Genomic DNA, 18,851 nt, shown 5'->3' on the forward strand with positions numbered 1-18,851 from the left:
CCTGGCACTGTCATAATTAAGAACTTGACGTGCGGAATAATGAACAGGGAGAGTGGTTATGCGCATCATATTACACAGCAAGATAATCATCATGGCTTGTCTGGCGTTCGCTCCGGCGACGTGGGCGGCAGAAATCGTCTTTTCCAGCCCTTCAGCAAATGCTACCTGGTATCAGACACACCACTATGATATCTGCTGGACACGCACAGCAGACGTGTTGCCACCGCTGAAACTTTCTATTGAAAAGGCGTCTGGCGGTGGTCAGCGTTTTATCTCGCTTAATCTGGGCACCACCGATCTTTCCCATTGTTACCATTGGGGTGTTTACCATGACTTGCCCCAGGTCCCACATCGCCTGTGCGTGCATGGCACAGCCAATAATGTCGTATTCAAAGGCTGCAGTGAGCCGTTCTCTGTTCTTGCCCCATCCGAGTTGTCTGCAGACAATATCAGCATTACCCCCGATCCACGTAATTCCTCTGATTTACTCCAATATCAGGCAACGGTTCATGCAGAGGGCCCGGATATTCCGGAAAGCGTGAAAGCTGAGTTCAAAGTGTATGGCCCGGGTGGTGCCGTTATCATTAGCGACGATAGGACACTTCGTTTTGAAAACGCATCGACCTATCTGTTCAAGCGTAAGTACCGGGTGCCGCAGTGGGCGTTGTACCGAAATGAATTAACTCTGGATACGGCTGCCCAGGCCAGGGAGCGTGATGAAGAAAACAATAAGGTGAAAACGATTTATGCCGTCAACCCCGAGCCCGACCTGCAGGTCTATGTGCGCCCCCATGTGCCATCAGTGGCTGTGCTCAAACGCCGTTCAGTTCGCGCCTATGTCAAAAACGTCGGCGAACGGAAGTCACCCGAGTCAGCATTACGCTTCTGGATTGAGGGAAAGGGTACCGAGACCTATACCGTGCCCAGGCTGGATCCAGGAGAGAAATGGTCTGTTGTAAGAAAACCCAAGTGGACCCTGGGAGGGATGAAGGACTTCAGGGTAACGGTAGACCCCGATAATCAGCTCAATGAATTGAACGAAGGCAATAACGTGCACGAGGGCCGCATGTTTGTCCGCGGGATACCGGTGAAGTTTGATAGTCGGGGCCTGGGAACGCCAGCCGACCTGCGTGTAAGGGCCTGGATACCCGAGTCGATGAAGAGAAACAAGAAGACGCCCATCCTGCTGGAGGTGAAGAATTCTGCCATGAGTAGTCACAAGGCGGAAAACATCGTGCTGACAGCCACCCTGGATCATGCCGTTATCAAGCAGGGTTCATGGTCTGATATTGTTACACGTTTCGATATCGATGAGCTGTTGCCAGGCGAAAAACGTATCTTTGTGCTAAACATCGAGACGGCCAAATCGATTAACAGCAGGCAGCATTTTACTGCCTCGGTCAGGCTCACCGGTACGGAGCCGAACATGGCCAACAATGATCTGTCACGAATGATAGATATCACAAATTAAATTCGTGGGGCCGGAAAACGATTAAAAGGCGAATAAAAGTGGGTAGTGACAAATGCATCTCATTCTCACTTATCACAAATGAATTAAATTGAAGTCAACGCACATTACCCCGTGTCCGTGGGTCCAGCCGATGGGGAGGTAATGTAATTTGCTATGCAGTGACTTATGAATGTCGCGGGAGGCAGCACGCCGGGTGCGACCAAACCCGGATTTACAGTCGCCGATCCCGCCTGTGGTACTTGTGACGTTTTATTGGCCGCTTGACTTTGATTAGAGAGTTGTTATTCTTTATTCGCGAATCGCGAACAGAGAATGCTGAAATGAACCTTAAGCCACAAGATATACTCTTTTTATTGAAACTGGTCTCTATTCATACAAAAGACTGGACTTTCAATAAGTTAGCCAATGAGCTAGGCATGAGCCCATCGGAGGTACATGCTGCTGCCAAACGAGCGGTTTTTGCGAGGTTAGCAATCAAAAAGGGTGACAATATTTGGCCGAATATCAATAACTTGGAAGACTTCTTGTTGCACGGTATTCAGTACGTATTTGTACCAGAACGAGGTGAATTAAACCGTGGTATGCCGACTGCCTACGCTTCTGCACCCATGGATTCGTATTTTGATAATTATAAAGAATTACCACCGGTATGGCCTGATCCGGAGGGAGAGGTACGAGGTGAGTCTTTTTCACCGCTATATAAGTCAGCGCCCAAAGCAGCGAAAAACGACCCAAAGCTCTATGAGTTATTAGCTCTGGTGGATGCAATTCGAGGCGGGCGTGCCAGGGAAAGAGATATTGCTAAAAAGGAATTGAAAAAGCGACTTGAACAATATGGCTAGAATACAGAATCCTAACTTGGAGATATTAATGCTTGCCGTTGACCAGCTTGGAGAATTAGCTGATGAGATGGTGTTTTTAGGTGGATGTGCAACAGGCTTATTAATAACGGATCCAGCTGCCCCGCCTATACGTGTTACACGAGATGTGGATGCTATTGTGCAGGTAGTTTCACGTGCTGATTATTATCAATTATCAGAAAAATTACGTGCACGAGGTTTTACAGAAGATATTAGTGATGACGCACCCATATGTCGGTGGGTGGCAGATAATATAATTCTTGATGTCATGCCGATAGATACACAGATATTGGGCTTTGGTAATAAATGGTATGCACCAGCAGCTGCGAATGCGAAATTAATAGGCTTACCAACTGGAAAGAAAATTAGCATGGTATCAGCACCATACTTTCTGATAACCAAACTTGAAGCATTCGATGGAAGAGGGGGAGGGGATTATCTGGCGAGTCATGATATCGAAGATATCATTGCAGTATTGGATGGTAGACCTGCAATTGTAGATGAAGTAAAACAAGCAGAATCAAATCTTGCGAAAGAACTATCAGAGCGTTTCCAAGGGTTGTTGCAAGATTCAAGGTTTGTTGAGTCTGTATCCGGGCACATGCCAACAGATGAAACAAGTCAAGCACGTGTTATAGTTATATTGGATATTATGAAGAGTATTACGAAAAACCAATGAGTGCATCAGAAATAGTAAACAAAGTCTGGAGCTACGCGCATGTCTTGCGTGACGATGGCAAGAAAGGGATCGGTTACAAATGCATCTCATTCTCATTGATCGCGGTCCATTTTTGATTTAGTTTGATGAATTCTCAGCGAGCCCTTTTAAGGCATTAACAAACACTCCCGGTTTACTCTATGAATGCAATTTCCTTACCCGGATTTAGTGATTCCTTTAATGCACTAAGCCACTTATTGGGCGCGCTTATTGCCCTGTACTATGGCATTAGCTTGTTACGCCTCACAGGTGGACATCGGGATTTATTTGTCGCTGTCAGTGTGTTTGGAATAAAAGGGGCGGTGACAAATGAGAGTCATTAGTATTTCTATTTGTCACCGGACCCTTTAAGTAATGGGAGTAGGGCATAACGATCAGAATGAGAAATGGGCACGGAGAAAAATTACTTTCTTGTCGGGAGCTTGGGCATCCCAATTACTTTAAAGATTCTCTTGATACCTAGCCAGAGCCTGTGGCGATGGTATTCAGCCAGCGCATGCTGGATATTTCCATTACTTTTCAGTTTACGGGTTAATGCTTTGAACAGCAGACTTAGCCCTTCCCAATCGTCTATGTTGGACGAGGCGAGGTGGCACCTTAAGGAAAGGAAAAAATAGCTGTCTGTATCAAGTTTTGGATCCACGTCATTGAGTTGTTTCCTGCTAAATAAAAGACACGGCGTCTTGTTTATCTGCCGCCTCTCATGCCATGACCAACCTCCATGGTTAATCACATCATTATAGGTTGATTCCTGAGCCTTTTCATTTGCGGGGCTAACGATGGTTGCAGACTGTTCAGTGATTTCACCAAAATATCTAATAATCTTACTAATATTCTCGTGTTGTGATGGTACGAGCAAGGCATCAAATGGACTAATGATGACATACACATACCATGCAGCAGGACGAATGTTGTCATCTGTAAAGGAGTCCACTTCGTCAAATTGAAAGTGCTGAAACATACAGGGCCTTTTGCCTACCTGGGCGATATTATCAACAAGTAATATCCGCTTTTAATATTGCAGCAAGGTTCATATTATTTCCATCAGGTTTTTCAGAATCAAGAGATCAGAGTGAGTAACCCCACCAATCTCTGGATAGAGCAAGAAAGGGCTCGGTGACAAATGCGAATAATTTGTATTTCGATTTGTCACCGATCCCTTTAATTCTCCAATTTTCCAAAAAAACGCTTTCTAAAAGGCGTCCGGGAATTCGTAATTCAGGTTCAGCTATCTCAATCCATTGGCTAATAAGCGACCTTAAAAGGTGACGTAGGGCGTATTTCTATATCATAATTAGTTATGGAAGCCACAAAGCAACAGCAAAAGGTCAGCTCTCAATACTCTCTCTCAGAGTATATCGACCAACTCGTTAGCAATTCATCTCATCTTCACCAGCGCTCTGAGCTGCTGGAAAAAGCCTGCCAGTATGCATGGGATATTCAGGATGTTAAGTCTGAAATGCCCAGCAGCCTGGATGTGGCGCTATTGCTCAGCCAGTTAAGTGCGGATGAAACGACGATCATAGTCTGTTTGCTCAGCGACAGCCGTCTGCGCAATGAAGAGTTTTACAAGGTAATCAAAACCGAGTTTGGTGAAGATGTTCTGCACCTGGTTAAGGGCATTGAGAAACTTCACGGCTTTAAAGCCAATAAGATGGATAGCCATGAGCAGGCCGAGCGCCTGAGAAGAATGTTGCTGGCGATGGTCGATGATGTACGCGTGGTGCTGGTCAAGCTGGCCTACCGGGTGCAGCGTCTCAGGGAATTAGCCGATAAAGATGAGGTCACCCAGAAGGCGGTGGCATCAGAATCACTTGAGATTTTTTCCCCCATTGCCAACCGGCTGGGGATCGGGCAATTAAAATGGGAGCTGGAAGACTTGTCTTTCCGTTATTTACAGCCTGAAACCTACCGGCGTGTGGCAAAAATGCTGGAGGAGAAAAGGGGCGAGCGGGAAGCCTATATTAACGAGGTTGTTACAGAAGTTCAGGCGCTGCTCAAAAGTGCCGGCATTGATGGCCGGGTCTATGGCCGGCCAAAACATATTTACAGCATCTGGTCGAAAATGACCCGTAAAGACGTACCTTTTACAGAATTGTTTGATGTTCGGGCCATCCGGGTAACGGTCAACACGGTAACAGAATGCTACACCGCGCTGGGTCTGATTCATGGTCGCTGGCATCATATTGCCAAAGAGTTTGATGATTACATCGCCAATACCAAGGAAAACGGCTATCAAAGTCTGCATACGGCTGTTTACGGGCCTAAAGGCAAACCCGTTGAAATCCAGATCAGAACCTGGGCCATGCATGAGTTTGCGGAATACGGTGTTGCCGCACACTGGCGTTATAAAGAGCGCACAGCCCAGGACGAGGTGCTGGAAAAAACCATCCATTCCATCAGGAAGCTATTAGAAACACCGGAAGCCGATGAGGAAGAATTACTCGATAGTTTTAAAACTGAATTGTTTTCTGACCGGGTCTTTGTGTTAAGCCCTGATGGCAAGGTTATCGACTTGCCGCAAGGCGCGACACCTGTCGATTTTGCCTACAGCATTCATACTGAAGTTGGGCATAAATGCAGGGGCGCCAAGGTGAATGGCAAGATTGTGCCGCTAACCACCAAACTCGAAAACGGCGTGCAGGTAGAGATTTTAACGAAAAATAATCCAGGGCCAAGCAGGGACTGGTTAAATCCTAACCTGGGCTATATCGCCAGTAGCAGGACGCGTTCCAGAATAAAAGCCTGGTTCCGGCAGCAGGACTACGAGCAGAATGTCATTGATGGAAAGGCCATCATTGAGCGCGAACTAAGGCGCATGCATATTTTGAATTACGACGCGGAAAAATCGATTAAATATTTTAACGCGCAAACGGAAGAAGAGTGGCAGGCCAAGGTTGGTCGCGGCGATATCAGTTCGGCTCAGCTAATTTCCGGATTAAACCAGGCCTATTCAGATGAGACCGTTAAACCCTTGCCGGATCGGCCCAGGCCAAGAAGGGCGGCCAATAAAGGCGAGAGCAATGCGGTTAATGTTAGCGGGGTGGGTAACCTGTTAACCAGTATTGCGCCCTGTTGTGAGCCTGTGCCGGGTGATGAAATCATCGGTTTCATTACGCGAGGTAAAGGTGTTTCCGTTCATCGGCAGGATTGCATCAATATACTCAACCTTGAACAGGATAAACAGGATAATTTAATTTCAGTCGAATGGTCTAACCAGGATAACCAGGTGTTTGAAATCAACCTGATGATCGAGGCGATTGATCGCCCGGGGCTGTTAAGAGACATAACAGGCATACTGTCTGATCTTAAGGTCAACGTGCTTGGTGTACAAACCAGCTCAAACAAAGAGACACAAATGGCTGATATGCAAATCATTATGGAAATACAGGACCTGCAACAATTACAAAAAGTCTCTGATAAAATTATGCAATTAACAAATGTGCTTAAGGTTTATAATAATAGGGCACAAACGAATTAAACGGGGTGGAGTGACCTGGGGTCCCTTTGGACTTCATCAGGCATTTTCTTGGCCAAAGAACCCTTGTAGTTTTTCAGCATAGAACTCTATGGGTTCTATCATGCATAGCTTACCCACCGTTCCGGAGGGTCAAGACAATGATGGATACCTTAGCCTGCGGGTCCTGGCAACTCGCCTTGCCTGTTCTGGTTGTTTAATTTTAACCAGTTTGGAAATAACCAGACAAACCAGGTCAGAGTGCATTGGTTTCTATATCAGGGAATATTCTTCTCTACAGTCATTTAATTATTTGTTAGATTATTATATTGTCTAGCGCTCACAGGAAGACCTGTTTTGAAAATCAGCCCATCATTTATCGAACTGGAAACCGGCAATGGCATTGCCCTGCATGACCTCATGCCGGGCATTCGAGAGGCTGTCGCAAAGTCCGGCATCACAAACGGCTTTGTGACCGTGACCTCGCAACACACCACCACGGCGATCGCGATTAACGAGTTTGAGGAACGGCTGCTTGAGGATGTCAAAACGTTTTTAACGCGCCTTATTCCACCCGGTGACAGATATCTACATAATGATATTGACATGCGTGATTGCCCGGAGGATGAGCCGGAAAATGCCCATTCGCATCTCGCAGCGATGTTACTCGGCAGTTCTGAGGTGATCGGGCTCAGCGCGGGGGAGTTGGTACTGGGCCAGTACCAGTCCGTGATGTTGTATGAGCTGGACGGGCCGCGTCAGCGCAAAGTGAATGTACAGGTTGTGGGTGAATGAAACGTTTAACGATATTTATCAATGACCTGGCCGTCTATGAATATGATCGCGACACAGCGTTAGACGAGTGGCAGCAGGCCTTTCTTGAGAAAATGGATAGCGATATGGGACGCGGGTTCACGATCCAGGGCGAGTTGATCGCCCATCCAGACAGCCAGCAGCGGGCCAGGTTTGTTGTCATGAATCTTATCAAGGCATTGCAGCAGGAAAATGAAGCGGCAATATCGGTTTCCTGTGCCTACTTAAGCACCCGGCTACCCGGGCTGGTTGAAGTGCATGCGAATGATCACGAAGGCACGGTTAAGATCGAGTTGCTTGAAGAATAAGGTAACAGGGGTCAGGCCACGATGTATTCATATCAATAAGCTATTACCTGCCATGAAGTTGCCATGTTTCTATCCGGGCCTGTTCCATAAGTGGCAGCTTATGGAAATTATAAGAATAATCTACTTTTACTTATACCTGATTCTGCCTATGCTTTAGCCTGTTTTGTAGCGGATATTTGTGGAAGCAGGGGGGTAGACCATGCCTTTGGTGAACATGAAAGACATGCTGGTGCATGCTTATCAGAATGGTTATGCGGTGGGCGGCTTTGACCTGGTGAGCCTGGATTTCCTTGAGGCCATTATGGCGGCGGCAGAGGCCAGGCGCTCGCCGGTGATTTTGTCTCTCGCCGAATCGCATTTTGACTATTACGACTTCGAGCTGGCCATGGCCGCGGCCGAACTGGCCGCAAAGCGGGCGACCGTTCCGGTGGCCATTCACCTGGATCATGGTGCTTCGCTTGAGTCGGCCGTGACGGCGATTAACCTCGGTTGCAATGGTGTCATGGTGGATGCCTCGCACGAGCCGTTCGCGGGCAACGTGGCGATGACACAAAAGATTGTCAACATGGCGCACGCCTGTGGTGTACCGGTGGAGGGTGAGCTCGGCTATGTTGCCGGTGTGGAAGGCGAAGACGCGGAGAAGCACCCCGGGGAAGTCGTGTATACCTCGGTGGATGAGGCAAAACGTTATGTTGAGCAAACCGGCGTTGATGTACTCGCCGTTTCCATCGGTACGGTGCACGGCCGTATGCAGGGCGAGCCGGAGCTGGATGTTGAACGCCTGCAGCAGATTAACGCGGCACTGGGGATCCCGCTGGTCATTCATGGCGGTACCGGCCTGTCGGATGAGCAGTTTCGTCAGCTGATCGCCAACGGTGTGGCGAAGATCAATTACTACACGGCATTGGCGGATGCGGCCGGTACGCGCATGCGTGAGAACGTCGCGGCCGATGATCGCTGTGGCTATACCGGTATTGTCAGGGAGATCCAGGAGGCCATGCGCGTTGAGATTGAGCGCTGCATGCTCAACTGGGGCAGCGCCAACCAGGCAGATGCCGTGCTGGCCGTCGCGGAGGCCTGGCAACCGGTGCATCACGTGATTATCTATAACGTGAATACGACTGACGAGGCACAGGTGGCGAACATGATGGCAGAAGGTGAAAGGATCTTAAGCCAGATCCCCGGTGTGCGCCGTGTGGTCACGGCTAAGGCCGTCCAGCAAGCGGCGCAATATCAATTTTCCTGGCTAATCGAATTCGTCCATGCCAATGTCATTGATAGCTATCGTGAACATCCTGATCACATTGCCTTTGCAGATAGCCTGTTCCGTCCCATTGCCGGGGACCGCATCAGTATTGATTTCAGGCAAAACTGATCGGCCGTGCAATAAGAAGAAAAGGGGACAGTACCTTTATCTATTTTATATTATCGGTTTATCTCAGGAGTGTTCAAAGCGACGCTTGAGATCGTTGGCGAAACCGATCCCCGCTTCGGCATAGATGTTAAACGACATATCCACGCCCATTTCTTTGAGTTCTTCCGCCTCATCGTCGTATTTGGAGGTAGCCGCTATCTGCCCAGTGTAACCCATTTGCTTGAGCATGGCGACCGCCGCCTTGTTTGCACTATGGGTGGGTAAGGTGAGTAGCACCCATTTGAGACCGATGAGCAATGAAGGTGCCCTGGCCCAGAAGTCCGGGTTGGTTGCATCGCCATCGATGACATGGAGACCGGACGACTGATGCATTTCGATTTGATGGTCGTCTATTTCAACGCCGACAATTCGGCCCTTAAACTCAGGTTCTATTGCCTTGTAGACAGCAGTGCCGACGCGGCCCATACCAAACACCACTGCTTCGATACTCTGTAAATCAAGGTCCTCTTCACCTTTTACTCGCTGTCTACGTTCAAAGCGTTTGAAGAAGTGGCGCCAGCGCTGGTACAGACTGTCGCGAACTGATGTTAACGGGGCGGAAATGATAAATGAAATTGAAAGCACTATCGCAAAAACGGCCAGCCATTCTTTGGATAACCAGCCGTAAGCCGTCGCAAGGGTACCAACAATCAAACCAAACTCGCTGTAGTTGGCCAGGTTCAGGGAAGTACGCCATGAGGTACTCGCCCTTAACTTGAAGGCATTGAGCAGAAGGTGATAGAAAGCGACCTTGATGGGTAAAAATAGTATGAAAACCAGCGCAACCAGGAATTCATTCCAGCCCGGCAGCGCAGTCATCCCCACACTGAGGAAGAACCCGACAAGGAATAGATCTTTGAAACTAAGCAAGGATTTAGCCATCTCGCTGGCTTTGACGTGATTCGCCAGTAGCATGCCTAAAATCAGTGCACCGACATCGCCTTTCATACCGACAAGCTCAAAAATGTCCGCACCACCGAGGGCCAGAACGATTCCGTATAGCACCAGCAGCTCACCATGGCCGGTGTGGTCCAGAACCTTTCGCAAGAGATGTCTTAAGGGGATGAGCAGTAACAGTGCCAGCGCCCACACTGAAGGTACCTTGCCCGTAGATGCTGCGAGAAAAACCACTGCCGCGATATCCTGCACAATCAATATGCCAATAGCTAGGCGACCATGATGTGACGATGTGGCGCCCAGCTCATCGAGGAGTTTGATGGCAAAGACGGTGCTTGAAAATGACAGTACAAAGCCGATGAGTATGGCCGTTTTGAGATCCAGACCTGTAAATATAGAAATGTTCAGCTGCGAAATAGCCAGTACCAATGCAGATAACACAGACGTTATCAAGACCATGTGAATCGAGGCCACGCCCCAGACTTGGGGCTTGATGAGTGACTCAACCCTGAGTTTTAGCCCGATGGTAAAAAGCAGCAGGGTGATGCCCAGATCCGCCATGGTGCGGAGAAAGTCACCGCCTTCAGCACCCACTGCATTAAGCATGAAGCCGGCGAACAGAAACCCTACCAGTGGGGGCAAACCTATTAATTTAACGGCAAATCCACAGATAAATGCGATGCCTATCCAGACTGGGTCACTCGGGTGGATTGATAATAATATGGATTCCATTTTGTTTGTGGTAAATGGCCTGTCTCTATATCCGGGTAAGGAAGTTCTTTAACCTTTGATAAATTAAGGATAAGGGTATTTCACAGTTAACAAATTGAAGGTAGAGCACAGTTTTCTATATCAGAAATAATTGTTCTCTGTCCCCAATTAGTTCAAATTACACCAATTACTTGGTGACCGCAAAATGTCACCAGAATAATCTGGGTCAGAGTAAAAACTAACTACAAAAGAAGTCAGTGACAAAAAGAAAATTAAAGGGGTCGGAAATAAAAGGGGTCAGTACCCTTTAGTCTAATTAACTGGTGTCAGAGCTCACTTAGAATCTCTTAAGAGTTTCATTATTGGCTCAAAGAACCCTGTCGGGTTCATTATGAGTACCCTACACTTCCAGTGTCAGGGCAACTTCCTGAACCACAGGTTCTGGTCGCACTTGTTCCTAATATAAGCCTAATCTGTGCTCTGACCCCAGTTATTTCATTGTTTCTTCCGCTACCGTAATAATATAAACACAGGCATAAAGGGTGGTAGTAGCCTTTTATTGAGAACTTGTCCTGTGATCTGATGTCATCTTAATAGTACTGATAAAAGAGGCGGTGACGAATGAAAATTATTCGTGTGATATTAGCATTCACAGCGATGCTGGTTGGAGGGGGCGATGCCATGGCGATCGAAGAAGCGAAGTACACCGTGGTGGAAAAAGAGGATATTTTTGAAATCCGTGACTATGCACCACATGTCCTCGCTGAAACCATTGTTGAAGGTAGTCTTGAAGATGCTGGCAACAAGGCCTTCAACAGGCTCTTTCAGTACATCTCTGGTAATAACCAGACACGTAATAAGGTGGCGATGACAGCCCCTGTTTCCCAGGAATCAACAGGCATAAAGATTGACATGACGGCACCCGTTGGGCAACAGCAGGCAGGAGAACGCTGGGCGGTAAGTTTTATGATGCCAGCGGCATACACGTTGGAAACACTACCGAAGCCGTTGGATCCAACCGTCAGATTGCGTCAGGTGCCTGCGAGAAGAATGGCTGCAATCCGTTATTCGGGTTTCTGGAGTGAGGAAGGTTACTTGCGTAATAAGGCAGCGTTGGTGTCATGGATTGAGAATAAGGGGCTCAAAGCTGTTGGTGAACCAATTTGGGCGCGCTACAACGCCCCTTTTAGTCTCTGGTTTTTGAGACGTAATGAAGTGTTGATCTCGATTGGGAATTAAAAGAAATCGGTGATCAGATTAAAGGGGTCAGAGCCCTTTAATGAATACGAGGGGGAGATAGGGTCAGACTCGATTTCTGAATTAAAAGGATCAATGACAAATGAAAACCATTTCCAGTAAGGGCTCCAGCCATCTCTGATTGAAGCATTCATTGCAATACGGCGCTTTCCAGGTGCATTATCAACTCTACACAGGGACGAGATTGGAGACGAGTATGCGACATGTAGTCTGGATTAGCGCTTTAGTTATGTTGCACCTCATCGAGCCGGTCTGGGCGCTGACGGCGGACGACGTGCCCGCCATCTATGACAATATCCACATCAAAGACGGTCAGCCGGTGGTGGTCAGCGGCAAAAAGACCTTGCGCCTGGAGCCGAATCAGGCGACCCCGGATTACACCGTGGCCATGCTGCAGGGTAATCCGGTGGGGACGGACAGCGGGTTTCTCTTTAGCTTCACTGACGCAGCAGCGTCCGAGACCGTGGCGGGCGGCACACTGTTTTACTCCCTGTGGGACCCGCGTGAGAGCCGCTACCCGATGCCGCACTACCGCTACGACGCGCCCATTGATGCGCAGGGCCAGGCGCGGGTGGATATGTCGACGCTCACCGGCAAGTACGACCTCAGCGGCTGGGAGTCGGCAGGCAAGGGCATTCTTTATTACCGCGTGACCGACGCCAAGGGCGCTATCGTCTACGAAGGCAAGTTCTTCTTTACGGCCAAGCCCTTCAAGGTCGGGACGAGCATCACCGCCGGGCCGTGGGTCGCCAAGGTGACCGACACGACCGCGACCATCGCCTTTGACACCAATCGCGCCGTGGTGGCCAGCGTGATCGCGAACGGGCGCAGCTTTAAGGATAAAACCGCCACGACTCGCCATGAGATCGCGCTCAGCGGGCTGCCGACGGCGAAGAGTATTGCCTACACGGTGCAGGCCGGCGGGCATGCGGAAAGCTATGCCTTCAGCACGGCGCCAAAACCCGGTACGCGCAGCAAGTTCGTGTTTGCCTACTCGACCGACTCCCGCGAGGCCATTGCCTCGGGCGAGCGTTCGATGGCGGGGGTTAACGCCTACATCATGCGCAAGGTCATGGCGGTCGCGGCGGCCGAGGATGCGGTGTTCCTGCAGTTTACCGGTGACACCATGAGCGGCTACGACGCCAACGTGCCCATGCAGTGGGTCAAATATGCCAACTTCCAGCGCGCCATCCTGCCCTGGGCGAGCCGCGTTCCCGTCTACACCGGAATGGGCAATCACGAAACCATCGAATTTCTCTGGGACAACAACACCGAGTACGGCCTCACCTGTGACCGCTTCCCCTTCGACACCGACTCGGCCGAGGCGGTCTTCGCCGATGTCTTTGTCAACCCGGAGAACGGTCCTGAGAGCGAAGACGGCAGCTTCTACGATCCCAACCCGGGAAAGCCGGGCGACTTCCCGACCTACAAGGAAAATGTCTACTTCTATACCTGGGACAATGTGGCAATGGTCGTCCTCAATTCTCAATACCTGTATACGGGGTCACTGCCGAACGACACGACCGTTGGCGGTAACGTGTGGGGTTACATCATGGATAAGCAACTCGCCTGGTTGCAAACGACGTTGGCGACGCTGCAACAGGATGCCAATATCGACCACATCCTTGTCACCCAGCATACCCCGGTCTTTCCGAACGGCGGGCACGTGCACAGCTACAACTCGATGTGGCTGAAAGGGGAAAATCACACGCCTGTCATCAAGGGCACACCACCGTCGGAATTTCTCAAGCAGGGCAAGGGCTCCATCGACCGGCGCGATGATTATCTGCGCACGCTGCTTGCTCACTCGAAAGTCAAGGCCATCCTTGTCGGCGATGAACACAACTACTCGCGTTTGCTGATCAAGCCGGGCATGCCCATCTACGATAAGCGCAAATACCAATCCCGCAAACCCCTGACCATCGACCGCGATCTCTGGCACATCACCGTCGGCTCGGCGGGAGCACCTTATTACTATGTTGAGTCCGCACCCTGGAATAAGGGTTATCCGAAGGATACGCAGTACTTGAAGTTGCTCAGCACGCAACACGCGGTGGCCTTGTTCCGCGTCCACGGCACTTCGCTCGAACTTGAAGTCGTGAACCCCGATACCCTCGACAGGGTTGATACAATAGAATAAGAATAAAAGGCGTCGGTGCACTTAGAATTACAGTTGAGATTCACCTCGGAACTGCCTGCGACATTTCGTCAGGTACTTTCTACGCGTTACTCCGATCGCATCAAGCATTCCCTGATCTCACTTTGTGCGTTCAAATGATTGTCATTACGAATCGAGAAGAATAGGGTGTAGTCCAGTCTGTTCCCTAACACAACATGGAACCGGCTACATATATAGAGGAGGTATAGGTTGATGAAACGGCACGCGATATTACGGATGGTGACGGCTGCGACGGCGGTTTGTTTATGTTTCAGCGTCTTTACGGCCCAGGCCGCATTGTTGACGACCGCGCAAAAGAAAGAAGTGGCGAAATCGCCCTGTGCCGTGTCGATCAACTATTTAATCAAACAGTACCAAAGCGAACCCGATGTGGCCGCGTCTTTCGACCTGATGGCGGGTAATCTCGTCGACCCGCCCGAGAGCTACCATATGCTCAATCCGTGGCGAGTGACGGGCGGTGGCGAGGCGTTGCTGGGCAAGATGGTGGATTACTTCACCGAATGGTGCACCTTCCTGCCGCGCATCAACGGCAGCGAGGACAACGGGCTGGCTTATATCCAGGGGTTCGGCTGGCTTTATTATCAGAATACCCCGGCACAGAATTTTGTGCAGGGCCGCAATCCGCTCGATCCGAGCAAGGCGCTTGAAACCGGTCTGAAGTTCACGTCTGATTTCAGTAAGCAGCGCGGCGCCTTCATGGATGGGCCGGATTCGACCACCTATATCCAGCAATGGATCGACGACCCGCGTATCGAGATAGTGGATTATCAACGCAAACGAGCGAGTGACTATAAGTCCTGGAACGACTTTTTCGCCCGTGAATTGATGATCGACACGAAAACCAGGACCATTCCCAGCCGCCCGGTGACCATGCCGGACAGGGATTACGTGATCTCGGCACCGACCGACTGCATCATGAACCCGCTGGTACAGGTACTGACCGAGGACGGTAAGGTGGTTCGTCGTGAATATCTGCAAAACCCGTTGCAATACAACACTGTGCTGGACGTTAAGGGCATTCCGCTCAGCATGGCAGAGTTGTTGAAGGGCGTCGCTCCCGAGCTGCAGAGCCGGTTTGTTGGTGGCAATGGCCTGGCCTGTATCCTGATGCCCAATACCTATCACCGATTTCACACCCCCGTCACTGGCATCATTCGCCATGCGGACGTGGTGGTCTCCGGTACCTATGGTTACCCCGACTGGCCGAACTGGGTGTCGCAAAGCGGCAACGTGGCCGGACCGGGAACCGACTTCAGCCAGTTCCAGCTGTTCCAGCGCGGTGTGATCATCATCGAGGTGAATTATGCCGACGTCAAGGAAGGTAATGTGAAGACGGGTTACGTGGCATCGATTCCGGTCGGGTTGGACACAATCGGTTCGGTGGTGTTGCGCAAGAATATCAGGCCCGGTGAAAAGGTTACGCGGGGCTACACCGAACTCGGTAATTTCTACTATGGCGGCTCGCTCAACATCCTGTTGTTCAGCCCGGGTATGGTGTCACCGGCCGTGCAAACCCGCCTGGGTAATCAGATAGGCGTTATCAATGTCGGCACCACGCCGCCGGTGAAGAATTAAAGGGGTCAGAGCCCTTTTTTCTTACTTCAGTGCCGACTAGGAGGCTGTTATGAACAGGATATGGTTGTTGCTGGCGGTGGTACTCTTCTCCATGCAGCTGAATGCCGCATCGGGGCGCTTCGTCACCATTTCCGACCTTCACTTCAACCCCTTTTTCGACCCCACCTTGGTGGCGGATTTGAAGGCGAAGCCGGCGTCGGAGTGGAGTGCCATCTTCGCCTCGACGACAAAAAAGGGTTTCGGCGACTACGGCGGGAGCGAGGAGACCAACGACGCGCTCTTCGCCTCGGTACTGGCGGATGCCGCCCGGCGGTTGCCCGACGCCGACTTCGTGCTCTTCACCGGCGACATCATCGCCCATGGGTTCCAGAAGCGGTACGGGATGGCGGCGCCGACGCCCGAATATGAGGCGTTCGTGCTGAAGAGCGTCAACTACGTGCTCCGGCGCATCACCGAGACCTTCCCGAACAAGCCGGTCTACTTCACTCTGGGCAACAATGACTCCTACTGCGGCGACTACAAGGTGGCACCGGAGGGGCGCTTCCTGGGCGATACTGCGAAGCTGATTACCGGCACCCTGCTGCATGACCCCGCCAATGGCCCGGCAGTGGCGGTCAGCTATGCCAAGGGAGGCTACTACTCGGTAGCGCTGCCGCAGGGACAAGGGAGGATGGTCGCGGTCAATACTATCCTCTTTTCGCGCCACTATGAGGAGGCCTGTGGGCCGAGGGTCGACTACGACCCGGCGAAGGCGCAGTTCCAGTGGTTAGAGATGGTACTGAAAACTGCGAAGTCGAAAGGTGAGCCGGTCTGGCTGCTACTCCATGTGCCGCCGGGGGTGGACGTCTTCGCGACGCTGAAGCGGGCGAAGGGTGGCCGGATCGAGTCGGTGGCCTCCATGTGGCAGCCTCTGCATCTCTCGCGCTTCCTGGATCTGGTGCGCCAATATCAGACCACCATTCGGGCGGCCTTCGCTGGCCACACCCACATGGACAACTTCCGCCTCATCTCCTCTAAACACGAAGGGGCTCCTGCGGCCGCCTACGTCCACACCTCACCGGCGGTGAGTGCGCAGTTCGGCAATAACCCCGCCTACAGTCTCTATAGCTACGACGTCAACACCTTCGCGCCGGCCAATTTCGAGGTCTACTACCTCAATATTGCCGATCGGGGAGAGGGGGGCTGGCGGTTCGAGTACGACTTCGTCCAGCGCTACGGCGTCCCGTCGATTAACGTGGCGAACCTCGATCGCATTCGCGCCTCGCTGCCCACCGACGCCGAGCGGCGTGCCTGGTGGGAACGCCTCTACAACGTCTCCCACACCGCCACCCCGGCAATCGATGGCACCAACTTCAAGGGATACTGGTGCGGAATGAGCGAGTTGACCGAGGCCGCCTTCACCGACTGCTATAACACTCAATAAGAGCGTATTATTCGAGTGCAGCACGAAGAACAAAAGAGGAAGGAATATATGCTACGAACACAGAATAATATCTGTGGAACTGGAAAAAACCGGGTCAGAGAGCAATGAGATGAAATCAATGGGGTCAGACTCGATTGATCTGATATTTAATTGATATTTCAAAGGTGTCTGACCTCAGATCCAATAATAGGTAATATCTGATAACGTTCGGAAGTGTGCTTATGAAAGATCAACACAATCGGTCCCGTCGTCGTTTCTTGCAGCTTATGGCCCTTGGCGTGGCTGGGGGCATCAGTGGGCTGGCAGTGCCACGGGTTACCCAGGCCGGCACAGGTTCATTTATCACCAAACCCATTCCTTCCACTCATGAACGCCTGCCGGTGATCGGCCTGGGCAGTTCACGAACGTTTAATGTCGGTAATGATCCGCTCGGCCTGGACAATGTGGCCGAGGTCATGCGCCACTTTTTTAATGCGGGTGGCAGACTGATTGATTCCTCACCCATGTATGGCTCATCACAACCGGCTATTGGTTATGGCCTGAAAAAACTGGGTAAAACAAAAACGGTTTTTTCGGCAGACAAGGTCTGGACATGGGACCATGACGCGGGCCCTGCGCAAATGGAACAATCCAGGCGATACTGGCAGGTTGATGCGTTTGATCTCATGCAGGTACATAACCTGGTGGCGTGGGAACAACATCTGAAAACCCTGGCTCGCATGAAACAGCAAGGGAAGATCCGTTATGTGGGGATCACCACCTCGCATGGTCGCCGCCATGAGGAAATGGAACACATCATGAAAACTGAGCCGCTTGATTTTGTGCAGTTCAGTTACAATATTCTTGACCGCGAAGCCGAAGCGAGACTGTTGCCTCTCGCGGCGGAGCGTGGCATTGCCGTGATCGTAAACCGGCCATTCCAACGCGGCGATTTAATTGAAGAACTCAAACACAAACCATTACCAGAATGGGCAAAGACTATCGATTGCAAAAATTGGCCACAATTTTTATTAAAATTCGTTGCCTCACACCCAGCGGTGACTTGTGTCATTCCGGCAACGACACAGATTGAACATGTTAAGGAAAACATGGCGGCAGGTTTTTCACCGATGCCCGACGGGGCCATGCGGGCGCGTATGATCGACTATGTTGAAAAAATACTCTGATAGTGATGACTGTAATGGGTGATCTGACAGACTATCGGCTGTCCGATTTTATTCTGTTTTCAGAAACGGCCTATTACCGGCAATTTGAACTCTATAACCAGGCCATCTGGCCGCTGCATTGTGTAGCCATACTCTTTTCGTTGCTGATGCTCTATATGTTATGGAAAAATTCTGCCTGGGCCGGGCGAGTGATTTCGGGATTACTTGTTGTGAGCTGGTTATGGGTGGCGTGGGCGTTTTTGTATCAACGTTTTTATCAAATCCATGTCGTGGCTGACTGGTATGCGCTCGGCTTTGTCCTCCATGCGGGGTTCCTCGCCTGGTACGGTGTCGTAAAAAACCGCTTTGACAGGGTTGTGAGCAGTCGGCCCGGAATGATCATTGGGGCCGCGTTGTTATCGATCGCATTGATCGTTTATCCTTTTATAGCCGTTATACGCGGTCGTGGTTGGATGCAGTTTGAAATGTTTGCCCTTGCACCTGACCCTACGGTTTTAGCGACGGTCGCCATTCTACTTTTTTATAAAGCTCCCAAAGTGCTTTATGCAATTCCGATCATATGGGTTTTAATAAGCGGTATGACATTATATGTAATGTAGGAA

Annotated in this window: 15 protein-coding genes; 13 read left to right on the forward strand and 2 right to left on the reverse strand. The window is 50.6% G+C overall.

What is annotated here, in order from left to right; translation table 11 throughout:
• The first annotated feature begins 58 nt into the window (after positions 1 to 58).
• The 3 genes from EL386_RS05945 (at position 59) to EL386_RS05955 (ending at position 3,010) form a co-directional block, all read left to right on the forward strand.
• Complete coding sequence (locus EL386_RS05945) at positions 59 to 1,471, forward strand: CARDB domain-containing protein (RefSeq protein WP_126454378.1); 1,413 nt, start codon at positions 59 to 61, stop codon at positions 1,469 to 1,471.
• Positions 1,472 to 1,791: 320 nt separating this feature from the next.
• Positions 1,792 to 2,313 (forward strand): hypothetical protein, encoded by a 522-nt coding sequence (locus EL386_RS05950; protein WP_126454380.1) that lies wholly within the window; start codon positions 1,792 to 1,794, stop codon positions 2,311 to 2,313.
• A 28-nt stretch (positions 2,314 to 2,341) separates the two neighbouring features.
• Positions 2,342 to 3,010, forward strand: coding sequence for a hypothetical protein (locus tag EL386_RS05955; RefSeq protein WP_197722158.1), 669 nt, complete (start codon positions 2,342 to 2,344; stop codon positions 3,008 to 3,010).
• A 442-nt stretch (positions 3,011 to 3,452) separates the two neighbouring features.
• Here EL386_RS05955 and EL386_RS05960 read toward each other — a convergent pair whose 3' ends face one another.
• Positions 3,453 to 4,010 (reverse strand): hypothetical protein, encoded by a 558-nt coding sequence (locus EL386_RS05960; RefSeq protein WP_126454384.1) that lies wholly within the window; start codon positions 4,008 to 4,010, stop codon positions 3,453 to 3,455.
• Positions 4,011 to 4,349: 339 nt separating this feature from the next.
• Here EL386_RS05960 and EL386_RS05965 point away from each other — a divergent pair, with 339 nt between their 5' ends.
• From EL386_RS05965 to EL386_RS05980, 4 genes are all read left to right on the forward strand, one after another.
• The gene (locus tag EL386_RS05965) at positions 4,350 to 6,530 is read left to right on the forward strand and encodes a RelA/SpoT family protein (protein WP_126454385.1); all 2,181 of its coding nucleotides are present in this window, start codon (positions 4,350 to 4,352) and stop codon (positions 6,528 to 6,530) included.
• Between the two features lie 333 nt (positions 6,531 to 6,863).
• Entirely contained in the window at positions 6,864 to 7,301 is a 438-nt protein-coding gene (locus tag EL386_RS05970) for a secondary thiamine-phosphate synthase enzyme YjbQ (RefSeq protein ID WP_197722159.1), read from the forward strand.
• Positions 7,298 to 7,627, forward strand: coding sequence for a hypothetical protein (locus EL386_RS05975; protein ID WP_126454387.1), 330 nt, complete (start codon positions 7,298 to 7,300; stop codon positions 7,625 to 7,627). Before EL386_RS05970 ends, EL386_RS05975 begins: the two co-directional genes overlap by 4 nt.
• A gap of 199 nt (positions 7,628 to 7,826) precedes the next feature.
• Positions 7,827 to 9,002 carry a ketose-bisphosphate aldolase gene (locus EL386_RS05980; protein WP_126454389.1) on the forward strand — a complete coding sequence of 392 codons (1,176 nt, stop codon included), beginning with the start codon at positions 7,827 to 7,829 and terminating at the stop codon, positions 9,000 to 9,002.
• Positions 9,003 to 9,065: 63 nt separating this feature from the next.
• Here EL386_RS05980 and EL386_RS05985 read toward each other — a convergent pair whose 3' ends face one another.
• Positions 9,066 to 10,670, reverse strand: a complete 1,605-nt coding sequence (locus EL386_RS05985; RefSeq protein WP_126454392.1) for a cation:proton antiporter family protein — start codon at positions 10,668 to 10,670, stop codon at positions 9,066 to 9,068.
• A gap of 600 nt (positions 10,671 to 11,270) precedes the next feature.
• Here EL386_RS05985 and EL386_RS05990 point away from each other — a divergent pair.
• The 6 genes from EL386_RS05990 (at position 11,271) to EL386_RS06015 (ending at position 18,848) form a co-directional block, all read left to right on the forward strand.
• Complete coding sequence (locus EL386_RS05990; RefSeq protein ID WP_232020250.1) at positions 11,271 to 11,888, forward strand: SOUL family heme-binding protein; 618 nt, start codon at positions 11,271 to 11,273, stop codon at positions 11,886 to 11,888.
• 247 nt (positions 11,889 to 12,135) lie between these two features.
• Positions 12,136 to 14,046, forward strand: coding sequence for a metallophosphoesterase family protein (locus EL386_RS05995; RefSeq protein WP_172597635.1), 1,911 nt, complete (start codon positions 12,136 to 12,138; stop codon positions 14,044 to 14,046).
• Between the two features lie 231 nt (positions 14,047 to 14,277).
• A complete protein-coding gene (locus EL386_RS06000; protein WP_126454396.1) occupies positions 14,278 to 15,660 on the forward strand; it encodes a phosphatidylserine decarboxylase in 1,383 nt (460 codons plus the stop codon).
• A 49-nt stretch (positions 15,661 to 15,709) separates the two neighbouring features.
• The gene (locus EL386_RS06005) at positions 15,710 to 17,083 is read left to right on the forward strand and encodes a metallophosphoesterase (protein WP_126454399.1); all 1,374 of its coding nucleotides are present in this window, start codon (positions 15,710 to 15,712) and stop codon (positions 17,081 to 17,083) included.
• Between the two features lie 221 nt (positions 17,084 to 17,304).
• Positions 17,305 to 18,249, forward strand: coding sequence for an aldo/keto reductase (locus tag EL386_RS06010; RefSeq protein WP_126454401.1), 945 nt, complete (start codon positions 17,305 to 17,307; stop codon positions 18,247 to 18,249).
• Positions 18,250 to 18,263: 14 nt separating this feature from the next.
• Positions 18,264 to 18,848: a DUF6064 family protein gene (locus EL386_RS06015; RefSeq protein WP_126454403.1), complete on the forward strand. Its 585-nt coding sequence runs from the start codon at positions 18,264 to 18,266 to the stop codon at positions 18,846 to 18,848.
• Positions 18,849 to 18,851 lie beyond the last annotated feature (3 nt).

The sequence above is a fragment of the Sulfuriflexus mobilis genome, from assembly GCF_003967195.1.
GTDB lineage: Bacteria > Pseudomonadota > Gammaproteobacteria > AKS1 > AKS1 > Sulfuriflexus > Sulfuriflexus mobilis.